Annotated in this window: 16 protein-coding genes; 10 read left to right on the top strand and 6 right to left on the bottom strand. The window is 64.5% G+C overall.

Features of this window, described 5'->3' with window-relative positions; genetic code table 11:
• Positions 1-242: 242 nt before the first annotated feature.
• Positions 243-596 carry a septal ring lytic transglycosylase RlpA family protein gene (locus tag MF606_RS00655; RefSeq protein ID WP_240231506.1) on the top strand — a complete coding sequence of 118 codons (354 nt, stop codon included), beginning with the start codon at positions 243-245 and terminating at the stop codon, positions 594-596.
• 59 nt (positions 597-655) lie between these two features.
• On the opposite strand, the gene MF606_RS00650 is transcribed toward MF606_RS00655, so the two are convergent.
• From MF606_RS00650 to MF606_RS00640, 3 genes are read right to left on the bottom strand one after another with little or no spacing between them, the layout of a single operon-like run.
• Positions 656-1,618 (bottom strand): aldo/keto reductase, encoded by a 963-nt coding sequence (locus MF606_RS00650; protein ID WP_240231505.1) that lies wholly within the window; start codon positions 1,616-1,618, stop codon positions 656-658.
• Positions 1,619-1,628: 10 nt separating this feature from the next.
• Positions 1,629-2,627 (bottom strand): aldo/keto reductase, encoded by a 999-nt coding sequence (locus tag MF606_RS00645; RefSeq protein ID WP_420842231.1) that lies wholly within the window; start codon positions 2,625-2,627, stop codon positions 1,629-1,631.
• A 9-nt stretch (positions 2,628-2,636) separates the two neighbouring features.
• Complete coding sequence (locus tag MF606_RS00640) at positions 2,637-2,789, bottom strand: DUF1127 domain-containing protein (RefSeq protein WP_240231502.1); 153 nt, start codon at positions 2,787-2,789, stop codon at positions 2,637-2,639.
• A gap of 184 nt (positions 2,790-2,973) precedes the next feature.
• On the opposite strand from MF606_RS00640, the gene MF606_RS00635 reads away from it, so the two are divergent.
• From MF606_RS00635 to MF606_RS00605, 7 genes are all read left to right on the top strand, one after another.
• Positions 2,974-3,843, top strand: a complete 870-nt coding sequence (locus MF606_RS00635) for a LysR family transcriptional regulator (RefSeq protein ID WP_240231501.1) — start codon at positions 2,974-2,976, stop codon at positions 3,841-3,843.
• Positions 3,844-3,936: 93 nt separating this feature from the next.
• Positions 3,937-4,506 (top strand): response regulator, encoded by a 570-nt coding sequence (locus MF606_RS00630; RefSeq protein ID WP_240231500.1) that lies wholly within the window; start codon positions 3,937-3,939, stop codon positions 4,504-4,506.
• Between the two features lie 281 nt (positions 4,507-4,787).
• Positions 4,788-5,963, top strand: coding sequence for an MFS transporter (locus MF606_RS00625; protein ID WP_240231499.1), 1,176 nt, complete (start codon positions 4,788-4,790; stop codon positions 5,961-5,963).
• The gene (locus MF606_RS00620; protein WP_240231498.1) at positions 5,960-7,153 is read left to right on the top strand and encodes an MFS transporter; all 1,194 of its coding nucleotides are present in this window, start codon (positions 5,960-5,962) and stop codon (positions 7,151-7,153) included. The genes MF606_RS00625 and MF606_RS00620 overlap by 4 nt, the downstream gene beginning before the upstream one ends.
• A gap of 100 nt (positions 7,154-7,253) precedes the next feature.
• Positions 7,254-8,414: an MFS transporter gene (locus MF606_RS00615; protein ID WP_240231497.1), complete on the top strand. Its 1,161-nt coding sequence runs from the start codon at positions 7,254-7,256 to the stop codon at positions 8,412-8,414.
• On the top strand, positions 8,407-8,868 hold the full coding sequence (locus tag MF606_RS00610; protein WP_240231495.1) for an MmcB family DNA repair protein: 462 nt from the start codon (positions 8,407-8,409) through the stop codon (positions 8,866-8,868). The genes MF606_RS00615 and MF606_RS00610 overlap by 8 nt, the downstream gene beginning before the upstream one ends.
• Entirely contained in the window at positions 8,865-10,004 is a 1,140-nt protein-coding gene (locus MF606_RS00605; RefSeq protein WP_240231494.1) for an MFS transporter, read from the top strand. Before MF606_RS00610 ends, MF606_RS00605 begins: the two co-directional genes overlap by 4 nt.
• A gap of 145 nt (positions 10,005-10,149) precedes the next feature.
• Here the strand turns inward: MF606_RS00605 and MF606_RS00600 are convergent, their stop codons facing one another.
• The 3 genes from MF606_RS00600 to MF606_RS00590 all read right to left on the bottom strand — a co-directional run bounded on the left by MF606_RS00600 (position 10,150) and on the right by MF606_RS00590 (position 13,960).
• Complete coding sequence (locus MF606_RS00600) at positions 10,150-11,805, bottom strand: MBL fold metallo-hydrolase RNA specificity domain-containing protein (RefSeq protein WP_240231493.1); 1,656 nt, start codon at positions 11,803-11,805, stop codon at positions 10,150-10,152.
• Between the two features lie 228 nt (positions 11,806-12,033).
• Positions 12,034-12,585 (bottom strand): ActR/PrrA/RegA family redox response regulator transcription factor, encoded by a 552-nt coding sequence (locus MF606_RS00595; RefSeq protein WP_240231492.1) that lies wholly within the window; start codon positions 12,583-12,585, stop codon positions 12,034-12,036.
• Between the two features lie 58 nt (positions 12,586-12,643).
• Positions 12,644-13,960 carry an ActS/PrrB/RegB family redox-sensitive histidine kinase gene (locus tag MF606_RS00590; RefSeq protein WP_240231491.1) on the bottom strand — a complete coding sequence of 439 codons (1,317 nt, stop codon included), beginning with the start codon at positions 13,958-13,960 and terminating at the stop codon, positions 12,644-12,646.
• A gap of 145 nt (positions 13,961-14,105) precedes the next feature.
• On the opposite strand from MF606_RS00590, the gene MF606_RS00585 reads away from it, so the two are divergent.
• On the top strand, positions 14,106-14,591 hold the full coding sequence (locus MF606_RS00585; protein ID WP_240231490.1) for a DUF2852 domain-containing protein: 486 nt from the start codon (positions 14,106-14,108) through the stop codon (positions 14,589-14,591).
• Positions 14,592-14,874: 283 nt separating this feature from the next.
• Positions 14,875-15,612 carry a M48 family metallopeptidase gene (locus tag MF606_RS00580; protein ID WP_240231489.1) on the top strand — a complete coding sequence of 246 codons (738 nt, stop codon included), beginning with the start codon at positions 14,875-14,877 and terminating at the stop codon, positions 15,610-15,612.
• Positions 15,613-15,701: the final 89 nt, after the last annotated feature.

Here is a 15,701-nt window from a genome sequence, read left to right as displayed (position 1 = left end):
GGCAAGATGAATCCCGAGATCGCAGTATCGGGAGTGGCTCGCGCCGCAGAATCGCTCAATCGCGGATTCATTTCCTGCAATTGCGCCGATCTGTTCAGCAACAGGGCGAAAATACTGCCTGAATTGCTGCGGCATATGGGCAACAGTGATAGCAGGCAGGCCAATCATGCCGGATATGGGCACATTGTGGCCCGAGGCCTTCATTAACCAGTGGCTCACCTTAACTACGTGAGTTCACAAGCTTGATCAGAAAAGCCGTTTCCGTCGCCGCACTTGCTGCAGCTCTTCTCTCCCTCTCCACTGCAGCCTATGCCCAATGCGGCGGCGCTTCCTGGTACGGTCCTGGCTTCAATGGGAAGCGGGCCGCGTCGGGTGAAATCTTCAACGAAAACGCCATGACGGCGGCGCATCGTTCCCTTCCTTTCGGCACCAAGGTTGTTGTCACCGACCAGCGCACCGGTGCGCAAATCCAGGTCACCATCAATGATCGCGGGCCTTTCCACGGCAGCCGCATTATCGACCTCAGCAAGGCCGCAGCCACCGAACTGGGCTTCCGCAATCGCGGGACGACCTCGGTCTGCATCAGCCAGCTCTGATTTCTGAACGAAATCCAACGCATTATGAACGGGCCGCCCCCGCCGGGCGGCCCTTCTTTTTAGCGCAGGCCCAATCCCTCGATGGCGGCGAGCTGGGCGGGGTCGAGCGGACCACGGCGCTCAGCCTCCAGGGTCTGGTCGAGCTCGGCGACATTCTTTACGCCCAGCACCACGGTATCGACGCCCTCCATGCCCAGCGCATAGCGATGGGCGACGATGGCCGGGTCTTCGCCCCACTGCCGGCACAGCGCACGGTAGGACGCGGCGCGCTCGTAGTCGGGCAAGTCGTAATGCGCGTTGGGCCGGTCGATGGCCGATGTCAGGGCACCCGCCTGCACGGCACGCACCCCCATGACGCCGACGCCGGCGCTGCGGGCGGCGGCGATCACCTCGCGCGGACGGCCAGGCACACCTGTCGTGTTCATACCGCCGGGACTATCGAGCAGATTGGCGATGGCCTGGACGGCGGCAGGACGGGGACCCGAGGAGAAGGCGGCGATGGTGGTATCGGGCAGGTTGATGCCGGTAATGCCCCAGGAGCCGATGAGACCATCTGCCATCAGGCGCTCGAAGGCCGGAACTACCGCTTCGCGATAAAGGGTGAGCCCGGTGGCTCGGGCGTCGTAGGCCTGGTCATTGTCGGGATAGACGAAATCGTCCGGGCGAATTTCGTTGTGCAGCAGGAACATGTCGACGCGTTGCAGCCGCATGGCGGCAAGGCTTTTTTCGAGGGAGGCACGGAAGCGGGAATAGACCTCACCAGCAGGTGGATGACCCAGGCCATGCTTGGTGGTGACGCGGACGCCCGCTGGCAACTGGCCTTCGAAGGCCCGGCCGATCATCGCTTCGCAAATGTGGTAGCCGGGCGCGGCGTCGATGAGGTCGATGCCCTGATCGACCGCGTGGCGGAGGGTGGCGACGGCATCGTCCTCCGATGTCGCGCCCCAGACCTGGCCGATGCCGCCGCCACCAAGGGTCAGGCGGCTGACGGGGCCGAAGCTTCCGAGAGTGTTGGTTTGCATAATGGTCTTCCTAGGCTGGTTCGGTAGGGGAAAGGACAGTTTCGATCTCGGCCATGACAGCGGGTGGCAGCGGGCCGAGCTCGATGGCGTAGAGGTTTTCGCGGACCTGGGCTTCGGACTTGAAGCCGGGGATCGGCAGGGTGTGCGGTGAGCGGGCCAGGATCCAGCCGAGGGCGCCTTGCGCCGGTGTGCGCCCGCCCGTGGTCAGCAGATCGCGGATGGCTTCGACGCGAGCGAGAAATTCCGGGCGCGGCCGGCCGTCTTTGAAATGCCGCACCCAGGCATGACCGGCAGCACGCACGTCGCTACCGGCCAAGCGCGAGGCCTGGGTGAACTTGCCGGTCAGCATGCCCATGGCCAGGGGCGAGCGATTGAGGCTGGCGAGGTTTTCGCAGGCGCAGAGATCGAGCACGTCGGGGCCATCGCTGAACACGTTGAGCTCCTGCTGGATGGCGGCGAAATGCGGGAACTTGAGCATGCGGGCGGCCTTGGCCGCATCATCGGTGCTCCAGCCCCAGGCGCGGATGCGGCCTTGTTCGGCCAGCCGCTCGAGCGCTTCGCCGGCCGCGTCGGCGGCATCGTCGTCGAGGTCGCCGACATGGATCTGGTAGAGGTCGATATAGTCGGTACGCAGCCGCCGCAGCGATTGCGCGCAGGCCCAGTCGATATAGGCGGGGCTGACATCGGGGGCGAGCAGCGTCTTGGCCTTCTCGTCATAGGTGAAGCCGAACTTGGTGGCGATCACCGCCTCGGCACGCCGTCCGGCCAGGGCCTGGCCGAGCACGGTTTCGCTATGGCCGGTGCCATAGGCGTCGGCGCTGTCGAACAGGGTGCCGCCCAAATCGAGCGCCAGCTCGATGGCTCGGGTGGACTGGGCATCGTCGACATCACCCCAGCCATCGTTCTTGCCGTCGAAGAGGAAGGGGCCGCCAATGGCCCAGCAACCGAGGCCGACAGCACTGGCCTTGATGCCGGAGCGGCCGATGGTGCGACGTATGTTGAAGCTCATCATAACCTCCTAATTGCAGGCGTCGCTGGCGACGAAACATTCGATATCGGAGCGACGCGTGCCGATATCGGTCAGCAGGCGATCATCGAAATGACGCAGTTGCCGTACGGCGGCGCGGAGCTTGCGCCAGTCCCTGAATTTGCGGGTGAGGGGCTCAAACATGGGTCGGTCTCCTTGGATTTGAGGCCAAGCGCCAGCGCTGACGAAACAAACATTTCGACATTGCAAAACTGGCGGTATGTGGCTTGGCGTCTCAGCGCCGTCCTGGGGCGCTGTGACATTACTTGCACCTTTCGCCGAGTCTTCGCTATAGTCGCGATCGCAAGGCCCTTTGCAGAAATGAAAAATGGATTTTGGTTGGGACGACCTGCGACTGTTTTTGGACGTGGCGCGGCTGGGCGGATTGAGCGCCGCCACCGAAACCACGGGGGTGAGCGCGGCCACTTTGGGTCGGCGGGTGACGGCGCTGGAAAAGCAGGTCGGCGAGCCGCTGTTCCATCGCAGCCAAAGCGGCTATCGCCTGACCCAGGCGGGCGAGGACCTGCTGGCGCGCGCCGAGGATGTCGAGGCGGCGATGACCGCGCTCAAGCGCTGGAAGGAAGGCACAGCGGGCCAGCGCGTGGTGCGCCTCTCGGCGGGATCGTGGACTTCGGCCTTCGTCGCTGGGCATATCGGGCAGATCTGGACCGTCGAGGACCGGTTCGGGCTGGAGCTGGTGACGGCCAATCAGAAGGTCGATATCGGCCGGCGCAATGCCGATCTGGGCATCCGCAACCAGCGGCCCACCGAGCAGTGGCTGGCCGGGCGACTGATCGGCACCGTGGCCTATGCGATCTATTCGGGGCTGAATCTCATCAACGGCATCAAGGCCGGCTATTTCGTCGGCGTCGCAGGGGAAGGCGGGCAGACCCATTCGGCCCGCTGGATACAGGCGCGGCATGGCGACCGGATCGCGGTGCGCGGCAACGATGCGATGAGCGTGCGCGAGCTGGTGGTCAATGGTGCGGGTCTGTCGGTCTTTCCGTGTTTTGTGGGCGACAGCGACAAGCGGCTTGTGCGGGTGGCGCCGCCGATCGCCGAACTCGAAACCGATCAATGGCTGGTCAGCCATCACGAGGAGCGGCACGAACCATCGGTGCGGCAAGTCAGCGACCGCATCGCGGCGCTGATGCGCGAGCACGCGGCTTTGTTTCGTGGTGAAACGCCAAACTACTGAGCGCCTACGCAATTCGACGAGGTCGGGGCGTTAGCGCCGCTTTAGCATTCCGGCCTTAGCATGCGCGGCGGGAAGCATGAGGTCGGCGGGGCGATGAAAGCCACAGCCTTCGTGGTCGGGCCAGTGGACGGGCCGGGCGCGGCATTGACGGACCTGGCGAGGCGCCTCGATTTCGGCGCCGTGCATCCCTATGCCGGCGCGGTGCAGGCCGAAAGCCAGGCCAACCAGACCCCGATCTGCTTCTTCCTGTTCGCAGCGGTTGAGGATGTGAACACGCTGCGCGGCGTGGCCGACACGATCCGGTTTTCATCCAGCCGGCGCATCCGCTTTTCGCCGCTGATCTATTTTTCCGAAAGCCCATCGGTGGACGCGATCACGCGCTGCATCAATATGGGGTTCGACGACATCATCACCATGCCGTTCACCCGCGCCCGGGTGATGGGCCGGATCAGCCGGCAGGTCGGGCACACGCTCACCTATTACGAAACACCGGGCTATTTCGGCCCCGACCGCCGCGACCGGGTGACCGGGCCGAACCGGGCGGCGGAGACCCGGCATGGCGGTCAGTTCCGCCGGCTCGAAATCGTGCGCAACCTCCTCACCGGCGTCAATGTGATGCGCGACGACCTCTACATGCAGCCGGCCGAAAGCGCGTTTTTGTAAGCTCTTCACCTCTCCCTTGGGGGGGGAGGTCGACCCTCTTGGGTCGGGTGAGGGGACGTATCCGTGCATCGCACCCTGTAAAGGCCCCCTCACCCGTCGGCTTCGCCGCCGACCTCTCCCCCAAAGGGAGAGGTGGTGCCCTGCGTAGGCGCGGTGCTTATACACCTTCGCTGTGACCGTATTGCAACGTTGCAATAAACTCCAGAAATCGTTTCCGGCCTGCCTTTCGCGGCATCCGGATTTCGCATAGTTTCGCGCCGTTGATTTTGCGAGTCACTGCGATGAAGTTCGGCCTCGACCTGCCCCCTCAGATCAGAATCTTCGGGGCCTTTTTCATTTATTCGTTCTGCATGGGCAGCCTCTACCCGCGTATTCCGGCCATCCAGCAGGCCATGGGCGTCGGTGAGGGCGCGCTCGGCCTGGCGCTGATCGGCGCCGCCTTCGGCACGCTGATCTCTCTGACTTTTGCCGGCCCGATCATCGAGCGGATCGGCTATCGCCGCACGCTGCTGACCGCCATTCCGCTGCTGTCGGTGTTCTACGCCATTTCGGTCTGGGCCCAAGGGCCGGTGATGTTCTTCCTGCTGCTGGTGCCGGTCGGCATCACCATCGGCGCTATCGAAATCATCATCAACCTGGAGGCCGATCGCGTCGAGCACGCCATCGGGCGGCGCATCATGAACCGCGCGCATGCCTTCTGGAGCTTTGGGTTTTTCTCGGCCGGCATGGTCGGCTCGTTCGTCGCCCAGACGGGTCTGTCGCCGCAAATGCACCTGGCCATCATGATCCCGGTCGTGACCCTGGTATCCTTCATCCTGCTGGGCCGCTTCGAGCCGGCTGAGCACCGCAGCGGCGGCAGCACCGACGATGCGCCACGCTTCGCGCGCCCGACCGGTGCCATCATGGTGCTGGTGGGGGTCTGCCTTTCGGCCATGATCCTCGAAGGCGCCGGGATCGACTGGTCGGCCATCTATATGCGCGACGAATTCGGCGCCGCCCCGTTCTGGGCAGGTTTTGCCGTGGCTTTGGGTGCCGGCGCACAGGCGGTGACGCGGTTTTTCGCCGATAGCTTCGTCGATCGCTGGAGCCCGGCCGTGGTGGCGCGCGGCCTGCTCGCCGTTTCCGGCCTGGGTGCGGCGCTGGTGTTCTTCACGCCGTTGTGGTGGCTAGCCTATGTCGGCTTTGCCATGATCGGCGTCGGCACCAGCGCGCTGTTCCCGTTGGCCATGTCGGCAGCGGCGCAACGCACTGACCGGCCTGCGGCGCTCAACGTCGCCGCGCTGGCGCAGATTTCGTTCGTCGCCTTCCTGCTCGGACCGCCGCTGCTGGGCTATGTGGCCGAGCATTTCGGCATTCGCTGGGCCTTCGGCATCGGCATTCCGCTGGTGATTCTCGGCCTGTTCCTGGCCGATGCCGTGGGAACACACCGCCGGGCCAGGCAGGCGCTGGCCGAATGAGCATTATCGCACCGCAATACCGGCTCTATGCCTGCTTCTTCCTGTTCGCGCTGACCACCGGCGCGCTGATGTCGCGGCTGCCCGATATCCAGACCCATCTTGGGGTTACGGAGAGTCAGCTCGGCCTCACCATGATCGGCATGTCGATCGGATCGCTGATCTCGCTGACCTTCGGGGCGGCGGTAATCGAGCGGGTGGGCGTGCGGAGTACGGCCTTCGTCACGGTTCTCGGGCCGGCACTGCTGTTCGCACTGATCCCCTGGATGGGCGTGGCGCCTGCCGTTTTCGGCCTGTTGTTCGTCACCGGGCTTTTGTCCGGAGCGCTTGAGATCAACCTCAATGTCGAGATCGATCGGCTGGAAATGCATACCGGCAAGCGGTTCATGAACCGGGCGCACGGCTTCTGGAGCGTCGGTTTTTTCGTGACGGCGCTGCTGGGCGCGGCGATCCGGCAATCGGGCCTGTCGGTCGAGGCGCATCTGGGGCTGATGGCTGGTATCGTGGTGGTGGTCGGTGGCTTCATGAGCTGGGGCATTGTGCCGGCTCCGGCGCCGCAGCGCACCCATGCCGAGAACACCCATCGCATCGCCTTCCCGCATCTGGGCCTGCTGCCACTCTGCATTATCGGCTTTGCCGCCTTCCTCGTGGAAGGTGCCGGCATCGACTGGTCGGCCATCTATATGCGCGACGTGTTTTCGGCCGAGCCGTTCGTTGGCGGCATGGGGCTGACGCTGTTTGCCTTCTTCATGGCGGTGATGCGGCTGACGGCCGATCCGATCGTCGCCCGTTTCGGGCCACGCAACGTGGCCATGGTGCTGCTCAGCCTCGCCGGTGTCGGCGTTCTCATGGTGGGCTACGCGCCCATGCCGGAGATCGCGCTGGCCGGCTTTGCGCTGATGGGCATTGGCTGTTCGGCGGTTTATCCGCTGGCGGTGTCGGCCGCGGCTCAGCGCACCGACCGGCCGGCGGCGGTCAATGTCGCCGCACTCGGCCAGGTGAGCTTCGTCGTATTCTTCCTAGCGCCGCCGCTGCTCGGCTTCGTCGCCGAATATCTGGGCATCCGCAACTCGTACCTCATCTGCCTGCCGCTGCTGCTGGCCGGGTTCTGGGCATCAAGCTATGCCTTGGGCAATCGCAAGGTCGAGGACCCGCATGGCCTGCCGCCCGAACCGGTACCACCGCACGGCTGAGCCGACGGCCAGAATCATGTACTGACACGTTCTGACGCGCGCGCGTCAGAACGTGCGGCATGGAGCCCGTCGGGCTCCCGAAAGATCAGCAGGAAACGTCATGCGTCCGCATCACCGGATCTTCGGGGTGTTCTTCATTTTCGCGCTGTCGATGGGCGCGATGTTGTCGCGCCTGCCTGATCTGCAACGCCAGTTCGAGCTGACCGAAGGACAGCTTGGGCTGACGCTGATTGCCATGTCCTGCGGGGCGCTGGTTGGCCTTACCTTTTCGGGCCCAATGATTGCGCGCTATCCGGCACGGACCGGGATATTCGTCACCATATTCGCTGCGTCGGCGCTCTACGCGCTTGTGCCACTCATGCCGTCGGCGCTTTTCGTGGTGCCCCTGCTGTTCCTCGCCGGCATTTGCGCGGGGGCGGTGGAAATCATCGTCAATCTGGAAGCCGACAGGCTTGAAGCACAACTCGGCTACGGCATTATGAGCCGCACGCACGGCATGTGGAGCCTGGGGTTCTTTGTGACTGCGCTGATCAGCGCCAGCGTTCGTCAGCTGGGCGCGCCGGTCCAGATCCATCTGGCAGTCGCTCTGGTCGTGGTGGTGATTGCCGGCCTCGTTGTTTTCCGCGGCATCGAGAATGCGCCTCTGCGACCCAATTCCCATGCTGGGGAAACGCCGCGCATCGCCTTTCCGACCATGGGACTGGCTGCCCTCTGCCTTATCGGCGCGGCGCCATTGCTGGCCGAAGGCGCGGGGATCGACTGGTCGGCTATCTATATGCGGGACGTGTTCAGCGTCGAGCCGTTTATCGGCGGCCTCAGCGTCACCATTTTCTCGCTGTTCATGGCGATTGCCCGGCTGAGCATGGATGGCGTCGTCGACCGCCTGTCGCCGCGTATCGTGGCGGGCACGCTGTTGCTGATTGCGATTGCCGGCCTCGTGCTCGTCGCCCTGGCGCCGCATGAATATGTGGCGCTGGTCGGTTTCGCGCTGACCGGCATTGGCTGCAGCGCCGTCTATCCGCTTGCGGTTTCGGCGGCAGCGCAGCGCACCGACCGCCCCGCGGCGGTCAATGTTGCGGCGCTCGGTCAGATGTCCTTCGTCGTCTTTTTCCTCGCACCACCCCTGCTCGGCTTTGTTGCTGAGCAGTTCGGCATCCGCACCTCCTATTGGGTCGTGGTCCCCGTACTGGTCGCGGCGCTGCTGGTGATCCGGGCGTTGCCGGCGCGGATCAGCCCGGAGCTTGCGACGCGCCATGGCTGATCTGCCGCCCATTGTCGATCTGCGCCAATCGGCTACCGCTTTGCGCGTGCAGCGCGGGGTGATGCGACTGCTGCGCGAGACCTATGACATGGCCTGCTATGCCGAGGTGACCTTGCGCAGCGGGCGGCGCGCCGATGTGCTGGGCGTGGGGCCCAAGGGCGAGATCTGGATCGTCGAGATCAAGTCGAGTCTGATCGATTTTCAGGTCGACCGGAAGTGGCACGAATATCGCGAATTTTCCGACCGCTTCTTCTTCGCCAAGCCCCCGGAACTCGATGCGGCGATCTTCCCTGAAAGCGAGGGCTTGATCGTGGCCGACGGGCATGACGGCCACATCCTGCGCGATAGTCCGGATACGCCGATGGCTCCGGCGCGGCGCAAGGCGCTGATGCTCAAGCTCGCAAGGCTTGGCGCCGACCGCATCCACATTTTGATGGACCCCGGCCCCAAGTGAACTTCAGCACCCTGCGCTGGCGCATCATCGCGCTGTTCTTCGTGCATGCCGTCGCCCTGGGCGCGGTGCATACCCGTGTTCCCGATCTGCAGTTGATGCTGGGGTTGAGCGAGGCGCAGCTTGGCCTGGTGCTGATGGGCCAGCCGATCGGCGGGCTGGGCAGCTTCCTGTTTTCAAGCCAGATCATCGAGCGGTTTGGGCCGCGGCGCGTCATCCTCTGGCTGATGCCGGTGGTGACCATCGGCGCGGCCATGATCACCATCGCCCCCAACGGGGCGGTGATGTTCGCGCTGATGGCGCTCAACGGCGTCTGCTTCTCGCTGACCAATGTGGCTATCAATGTCGAGGCGGATCGGGTCGAGGCCGTCACCGGTTCGCGCGTAATGAATACCTGCCACGGCGCCTGGAGCGTCGGGTTCCTCCTGACCTCGCTGGTGGGAGCGGCTTTGCGCGGGTTCGGCGTGTCGCCCGCCATCCATCTGTGGCTGCTGGCGCCGCTGGTCATCGGCCTCGTGCTGGTGATCGTCGTGCCGATGCAGGTGACGCCCGCCCGCGAGCATGCCGGCAATGGCAAGCGCCGGTTCGCCCTGCCGACGCTGGCGACGATGAGGCTGGTGGCCTTTGGGCTGGGAGCGGCCCTGACCGAGGGGGCGGCACGCGCCTGGTCGATCATCTATCTGCGCGACAGCTTCGAGGTTGCCGCCTGGATCGAATCCATGGCCTTGCCGGCGCTGCTCGCCACCATGGCCGTGGGCCGGCTGGCCGCCGATCGCTGGATCGACCGGTTCGGACCGGTACGGAGCGCGCGCGTGCTGGCGAGCATCGCCATATCGGGCATGGTGCTGGTGGTGCTGGCGCCCAATGCCGGCCTAGCGCTTGCCGGCTTCGGCCTTGTTGGCCTGGGCATCTGCGTGCTCTATCCGCTGACGGTTTCGGCCGCGGCGCGGATCGGGGACCGCCCGGCCTCGCAGAACGTGGCGGCGACGACGCTGATCTTCCAGCTCGTCAATCTCGGCGCGCCGGGCCTAATCGGCGCGGTGGCCCAAGGCTTTGGCATTCGCATGGCGTTTGCCATGCTGATTCCGTTGCTGGTGCTGACCTGGGCGATGGCGGGGCGCTTGGTGAAGCGGGCTTAGGTCAACCAACGCCCTCAGTTTGCGACTCCACCCCCTCCTAGCCTCCCCCATCAAGGGGGAGGTACCGTTCGGCGAATTTGGCTCGATCGTGCCCTCGAGTGGAGCGGCACCTCCCCACTGATGGGGGAGGTTGGGAGCGAGCGTCCTACTCGTCGAACGCCTGGCTCTCCACCGGCGTGATCGGCGTCGCGACCTTTGGCGGGGAGGCCGGCGCTCCCAAGGCGGACAGCTCGTTCTGCAGTGCCCGCATCACCGCCAGCTTTTCGGCATCCGTCCCCGATTGCAGGCGCTGGCTGAGGCGGATGGTGAAGTCGGAGAAGGCATTGTGCCAGTCGGCATGCACCTGCACCGGGTCTATGCGCGGCGTAGCGGTCTGAACCTTGGCGCCGATGCCTGATGTGGTCAGTTCGAAATAGTCGTCGAGCAGCGGCAGGATAACCTGATCGCCACCGATGCCGAGGCCCATAATCGCGCTGCGCAGAGCGGTGCGCTCTTCGTCCTCGCCATGGGTGAGGAAGATGGCGCCGTGGGCCGGCAGACGCTCCTTGATCCATTCCATCAGCTCGGAATGATCGGCATGGGCCGAGTAATTCCCCATGGAGCGGATGGTGGCGCGGATGGGCACCAGCGTGCCATGGATGCGCGCTTCCTTGGCGCCGCTCAGGATCACATGACCCAAAGTGCCCGGCGCCTGGTATCCGACGAAGAGCACGGTGGCATTGGCGCGGATCAGGTTGTTGCGCAGATGGTGCTTGATGCGCCCGGCATCGGCCATGCCGGAAGCCGACATGATGATAGCACCACCACGGATTGTGTTGATGGCCTTGGAATCTTCCACCGCTTCGATGATGCGGAAGCGTGGATCGTTGAAGAGCTCGTCGGCGCCGAGCTCGACGTCCTCGAACATCTTGGAATATTTGCGATAGACGCCGGTGACCTTGCTGGCCAGCGGGCTATCGAGGAAGACCAGCTTGGGGTCGATCTCGCCTGATTTGATCAGGTAGCCGATGTCGTGCAGCAGCTCTTGGCTGCGCTCGACGGCGAAGGCGGGGATGACGAGATTACCGCCGCGCGCCATGGCGGCGTTGATCTCTTCCTTGAGCGCGGCGCGACGCTGCACGAGCGTGTAATCCTCGCGCTCGCGGCCGCCATAGGTGGATTCGGAGAGAATGTAGTCGAACCCGGCAGGCCCCTCGGGTTCGTTGTAGAACACCTTCTCATCAGGGCCGATATCGCCCGAGAACATCAGGCGGATCGGCTTGCCATTGCCATCCTCAACTTCGACCTCGATCGACGCCGAGCCGATGATGTGGCCGGCATTCCAGTAGCGGGCGCGCACGCCGCGGCCTGGGGTGATCCACTCGCCATACTGGCAGGTGTTGCGATGCGCCAGCGCCTCGTTGGCGTCTTCCATGGTGTAGAGCGGTTTGGCCGGCTCGTCGCCCCGGCGGCTATGCTTCTTGGTTTCGCGCTCGGCCTCGCTTTCCTGGATACCGGCGCTGTCGGGCAGCAGGTATTCGAGCAGGCCCGAGGTCGGCTCGGTCATCCACATCGGCCCGCGCCAACCTTCGCGATAGAGCTTGGGCAAGAGGCCCGCGTGATCGATGTGGGCGTGGGTGAGCAGCAGAAAGTCGATCGCTTTGGGATCGAACGGGGTCGGCTTGAGATTGAGGTCGCGAACAGACTTATTACCCTGGAACAGGCCGCAATCTACGAGGAATTGCCCGCCCGGATGCACCACGCGATAGCAGGAGCCGGTCACCGTACCCGCCGCGCCGTGGAAATGAAGGGTGACGGTCATGCGATGCTCCCAAGGTTTTTTGCAGTGTTGGTCGGAGACTAAGCCAACACTGTGTCATTGCCGAGTGGGGTTGGGCACGACAAGGCAATCGCACCAACGATTTCGTCACGCCACCGCACGTCACCTTCGGGCTTGACCCGAGGGCTCTGTACTGGCGGAACGATGACAAAGCGTAGTGCCCTCGGGTCAAGCTCGAGGGTGACGATCCGTGAAGGACGGATATCGCGCCTAGCGCGGCGCGCGCTTGGCCAGGATGCGCTGGAGCGTCCGGCGGTGCATGTTCAGGCGCCGCGCCGTCTCGGAGACGTTGCGGTCACAGAGTTCGTACACCCGCTGGATGTGTTCCCAGCGCACGCGATCGGCCGACATCGGGTTTTCCGGCGGCTCGGGCTTGTCCTCGCCGGTGGCGAGCAGGGCATTGATGACGTCGTCGGCGTCGGCGGGTTTGCTGAGATAGTCGATGGCGCCCAACTTCACAGCGGTGACGGCGGTGGCGATATTGCCGTAGCCGGTCAGCACCACGGCGCGCGCATCGGGGCGCTTGGTGTGCAGCGCCGAGACGACTTCAAGACCATTGCCGTCTTCCAGCCGTAGATCGACCACCGCATAGGCGGGGGGCTTTTCGGCGACGGCGGCGAGGCCATCGGCGACCGAGCCGGCGATGCGAACATCGAAACCGCGCCGCGCCATGGCGCGCTCAAGGCGCTGCAGAAACGCCACATCGTCGTCAACGAGGAGCAGGCTGGGGTCGGTGGCCAGAAGTTCTTCGATTGTACTCATGGGTTTCATTTAAGGGTTTGCCGAAGAAAGGTCAAAATGTGTCGCTGTCGCAGGCCGGTTAAGCGTTAGCCTCCACGGCACTCCTCGGCCAGACGATGCGCACGCGGGCATGGCCGTCGCTGGCGATGTTCTCGAAGGCCAGGCGCGCACCGGTGCGTTCGAGCAGGGTCTTGGCGATGAACACACCCAGGCCCAGGCCGCCGGGCTTGTTAGCGTCGGGACCCTGGGGATCGCGCGGGCGGCTGGTGAGATAGGGCTCGCCCAGCCGCGCGATCAGTTCGGGGGCGAAGCCGGGGCCGTCATCGGTGATCGAGACCGAGATGGCCTCGCGATCCCAGGCGGCCTCGATACGCACCGAGCTGCGGGCAAAGTCGGAGGCGTTTTCGATAAGATTGCCCAGGCCATAGAGCAGGCCGACGCTGCGCTGAAACACCGGCGCCTCGCCGGCAGCGCGTTCGTAATAGAACAGGATGGCCTTGCCGCGCCCTTCATGCGGACGGGCGACTTCGGCCAGCAGGTCCGTCAACGGCACCGCGGCGAAGGGGTCGCCGCCATCGCTACCGAGATTGCGCAGCTTGGCCAGGATGGCGCGGCAACGCGCTGCCTGCTCGATGATCAGCTCCACATCGTCGGCCAGATCGCTGGCCGGCTCGACCTCACTGCGCATTTCCTTGGCGGCCAGAGCAATGGTCGAGAGCGGCGTTCCCAATTCGTGGGCGGCAGCGGCGGCGAGGCCATCGAGGGCAGAAAGCTGCTCCTTGCGCGACAGCGCCAGCTCTGTGGCGGCCAGTGCATCGGCGATCTGGCGGGCGTCATGGGCCACGCGATTGGTATAGGCGGAGATGAAGACCACGCCGCAGACGATCGAAACCCAGATGCCGATGACATAGATGCGGTTGAACACCAGCCGTTCGCTGGGGTCCCAGGGCAGCGGCAGGTGCCAGACCGCCAGGGCCGAGGCGATGATGGCGGCCAGAAGCGCGATAAAGAAGGTGGCGCGCTGCGGCAGCGTCGTCGCCGAGACCGAAACCGGCGCCAGCAGCAGCAGCGAGAACGGATTCTGCAAACCTCCGGTCAACGCCAGGAGGCCCCCGAGCTGGCAGAGATCAAATGCCACCTGACAGGCTGCGAACAGTGATGACGGCCGATGGCCGACGCCGAAACGGACCACCAGCCAGATATTGAGCGCCGCCGACAGCGCGATGAGCGCGAAGCACTCGACCAGGGGCAGTGGAAAGCCGAGGCCGAATTGCACGAACAGCACGCCGATGGTCTGTCCAGCGACAGCCAGCCAGCGCAACAGGACCAGGGTTTGCTGACGCAAGGGCCGCCAGGTGGAGGGCAAAGGCAGGCCATCGGCCTGAATCATGGTCATGCAATGGCTTTCCAAGGACGGATTCGGGCGACGCTATGGGGATCACGACGTTTCATTTCAAGGCCAAAAAACCATAGGCACAGCATTGATCCCACCCCAGCGTGGGCCACGTATTGCTCATCGTGACTGGGAGAATGAAACCGAAATGACCACAGCAATCATCAAACCTCAATGGTCGCCACTGACCATAGCCCTCATGGTTCTGGGCTTTATCCTGTTCTGGCCCCTGGGCCTCGCCATGCTCGCCTACATCATCTGGGGCGAAAAATTCGGCGGCTCGCCCGAAAAGGCGCAAGCCTATTTCAACAAGGGCAAGGCCTGGTGCACGTCCAACAAGCCGCAGCACCGCGGCTGGCATAACAACCGGAGTTACGGCATGAGCTCGAGTGGCAATGCAGCCTTTGACGACTACCGCGCCGAACAGCTCAAGCGCCTCGACGAAGAACGCGCTCGCCTCGACGCCGAGATCGACGCCTTCCACGAATACATGGCCAACCTCAACAAGGCCAAGGATCGGGAAGAATTCGATCGCTTCATGAATGAACGCCGCGGTTCGCGCCAGGGCTATACCGAGCCCAAGCCGGACAATGGCGACCAGAACAACAACGGCTGGGGCAACAATAACGGCTAAGCCCTGGCCACTCTGACACGGGGCGCGCTACGCGCCGCCAAGCGTCTCCCTCCTGAAGCCGGTCGTTCCCAACGACTGAACTGGCGCCCCCGCAAGGGGCGCTTTTTTGTTTCACATCGACGATGTCATCCCGGCGAGGGCGGGGATCGTCCTGAGGTCTCTCCGCGTTCGCGGGTGCCCAGTCATCTCGAGATGGATTCCGGCCTTCGCCGGAATGACACGGTGGGGAGGAGTCATCGCCGCAAATTCCCGCTACAATCGTCCCCGCGATTCCCGAGACCCCATGAACCTGTTCTTCCGCGCCAAAGCCAAAATTCCGGCCAGCACCACGATCGAGATCGACGGCGCGCCGGTGATCGTGACCGTACGGGTCAATGCGCGGGCGCGGAGCTATCGGCTGTCGATCCCCCATAGCGGCGGGCCGCTACTGAGCTTGCCGCCGCATGGCAAATGGGCCGAAGCTGAGGCATTCCTGCACCGGCATCACAACTGGCTAGCAGCGCGGCTCAAGCGGGCGCCGGAGGCTACCCGTTTCGCCGATGGCGGGGTGGTGCCGCTACGCGGGGTCGATCATCGCATCATCGGCACGGGTAAGCTGCGCGGACGCGTAGAAGTGGCCGACGACGGTGGCGAGGCGGTGCTGCTGGTGCCGGGCGATCCCCAGCATCAGGCGCGCCGGCTGACCGACTGGCTCAAGGAGGAGGCGCAGGCTGACCTCGCGGCCCGCACGGCTGTTCATGCGGCGCGGCTGGGGGTGACGGTCAAGTCGGTCAAGATGCGCAGCCAGGCGAGCCGCTGGGGTTCGTGCTCGTCATCGGGCAATATCAATTACAACTGGCGGCTGGTGCTGGCGCCGCCCTTCGTGCTCGACTATGTCGCGGCCCATGAAGTGGCGCATCTGGTCGAGATGAACCATTCGGCGGCGTTCTGGGCCACGGTCAAGCGCACCCTGCCCGACATGGAACGCGGCCGCGCCTGGCTCAAGGCGCATGGCCGGCAATTGATGGCGCATGGCGGGTGAGCTCCAGCCGGCTTTCCTAAGTCCCCGGCACCCGTCATCACCCGGCTGGTCCGGGCAATCCATGGCGCCGCAAAGATGGATCACCCGGA

This window comes from Devosia lacusdianchii (genome assembly GCF_022429625.1).
Taxonomy (GTDB): domain Bacteria; phylum Pseudomonadota; class Alphaproteobacteria; order Rhizobiales; family Devosiaceae; genus Devosia; species Devosia lacusdianchii.
This window is presented reverse-complemented; position numbering and strand designations above follow the sequence as displayed.

Coding starts and splice junctions, on each gene's coding strand:
- MF606_RS00630 (WP_240231500.1), top strand. CDS start 3,937: ATGAAAGCCACAGCCTTCGTGGTCGGGCCAGTGGACGGGCCGGGCGCG.
- MF606_RS00645 (WP_420842231.1), bottom strand. CDS start 2,627: ATGAGCTTCAACATACGTCGCACCATCGGCCGCTCCGGCATCAAGGCC.
- MF606_RS00620 (WP_240231498.1), top strand. CDS start 5,960: ATGAGCATTATCGCACCGCAATACCGGCTCTATGCCTGCTTCTTCCTG.
- MF606_RS00595 (WP_240231492.1), bottom strand. CDS start 12,585: ATGAGTACAATCGAAGAACTTCTGGCCACCGACCCCAGCCTGCTCCTC.
- MF606_RS00640 (WP_240231502.1), bottom strand. CDS start 2,789: ATGTTTGAGCCCCTCACCCGCAAATTCAGGGACTGGCGCAAGCTCCGC.
- MF606_RS00635 (WP_240231501.1), top strand. CDS start 2,974: ATGGATTTTGGTTGGGACGACCTGCGACTGTTTTTGGACGTGGCGCGG.
- MF606_RS00600 (WP_240231493.1), bottom strand. CDS start 11,805: ATGACCGTCACCCTTCATTTCCACGGCGCGGCGGGTACGGTGACCGGC.
- MF606_RS00580 (WP_240231489.1), top strand. CDS start 14,875: ATGAACCTGTTCTTCCGCGCCAAAGCCAAAATTCCGGCCAGCACCACG.
- MF606_RS00590 (WP_240231491.1), bottom strand. CDS start 13,960: ATGACCATGATTCAGGCCGATGGCCTGCCTTTGCCCTCCACCTGGCGG.
- MF606_RS00610 (WP_240231495.1), top strand. CDS start 8,407: ATGGCTGATCTGCCGCCCATTGTCGATCTGCGCCAATCGGCTACCGCT.
- MF606_RS00615 (WP_240231497.1), top strand. CDS start 7,254: ATGCGTCCGCATCACCGGATCTTCGGGGTGTTCTTCATTTTCGCGCTG.
- MF606_RS00585 (WP_240231490.1), top strand. CDS start 14,106: ATGACCACAGCAATCATCAAACCTCAATGGTCGCCACTGACCATAGCC.
- MF606_RS00650 (WP_240231505.1), bottom strand. CDS start 1,618: ATGCAAACCAACACTCTCGGAAGCTTCGGCCCCGTCAGCCGCCTGACC.
- MF606_RS00625 (WP_240231499.1), top strand. CDS start 4,788: ATGAAGTTCGGCCTCGACCTGCCCCCTCAGATCAGAATCTTCGGGGCC.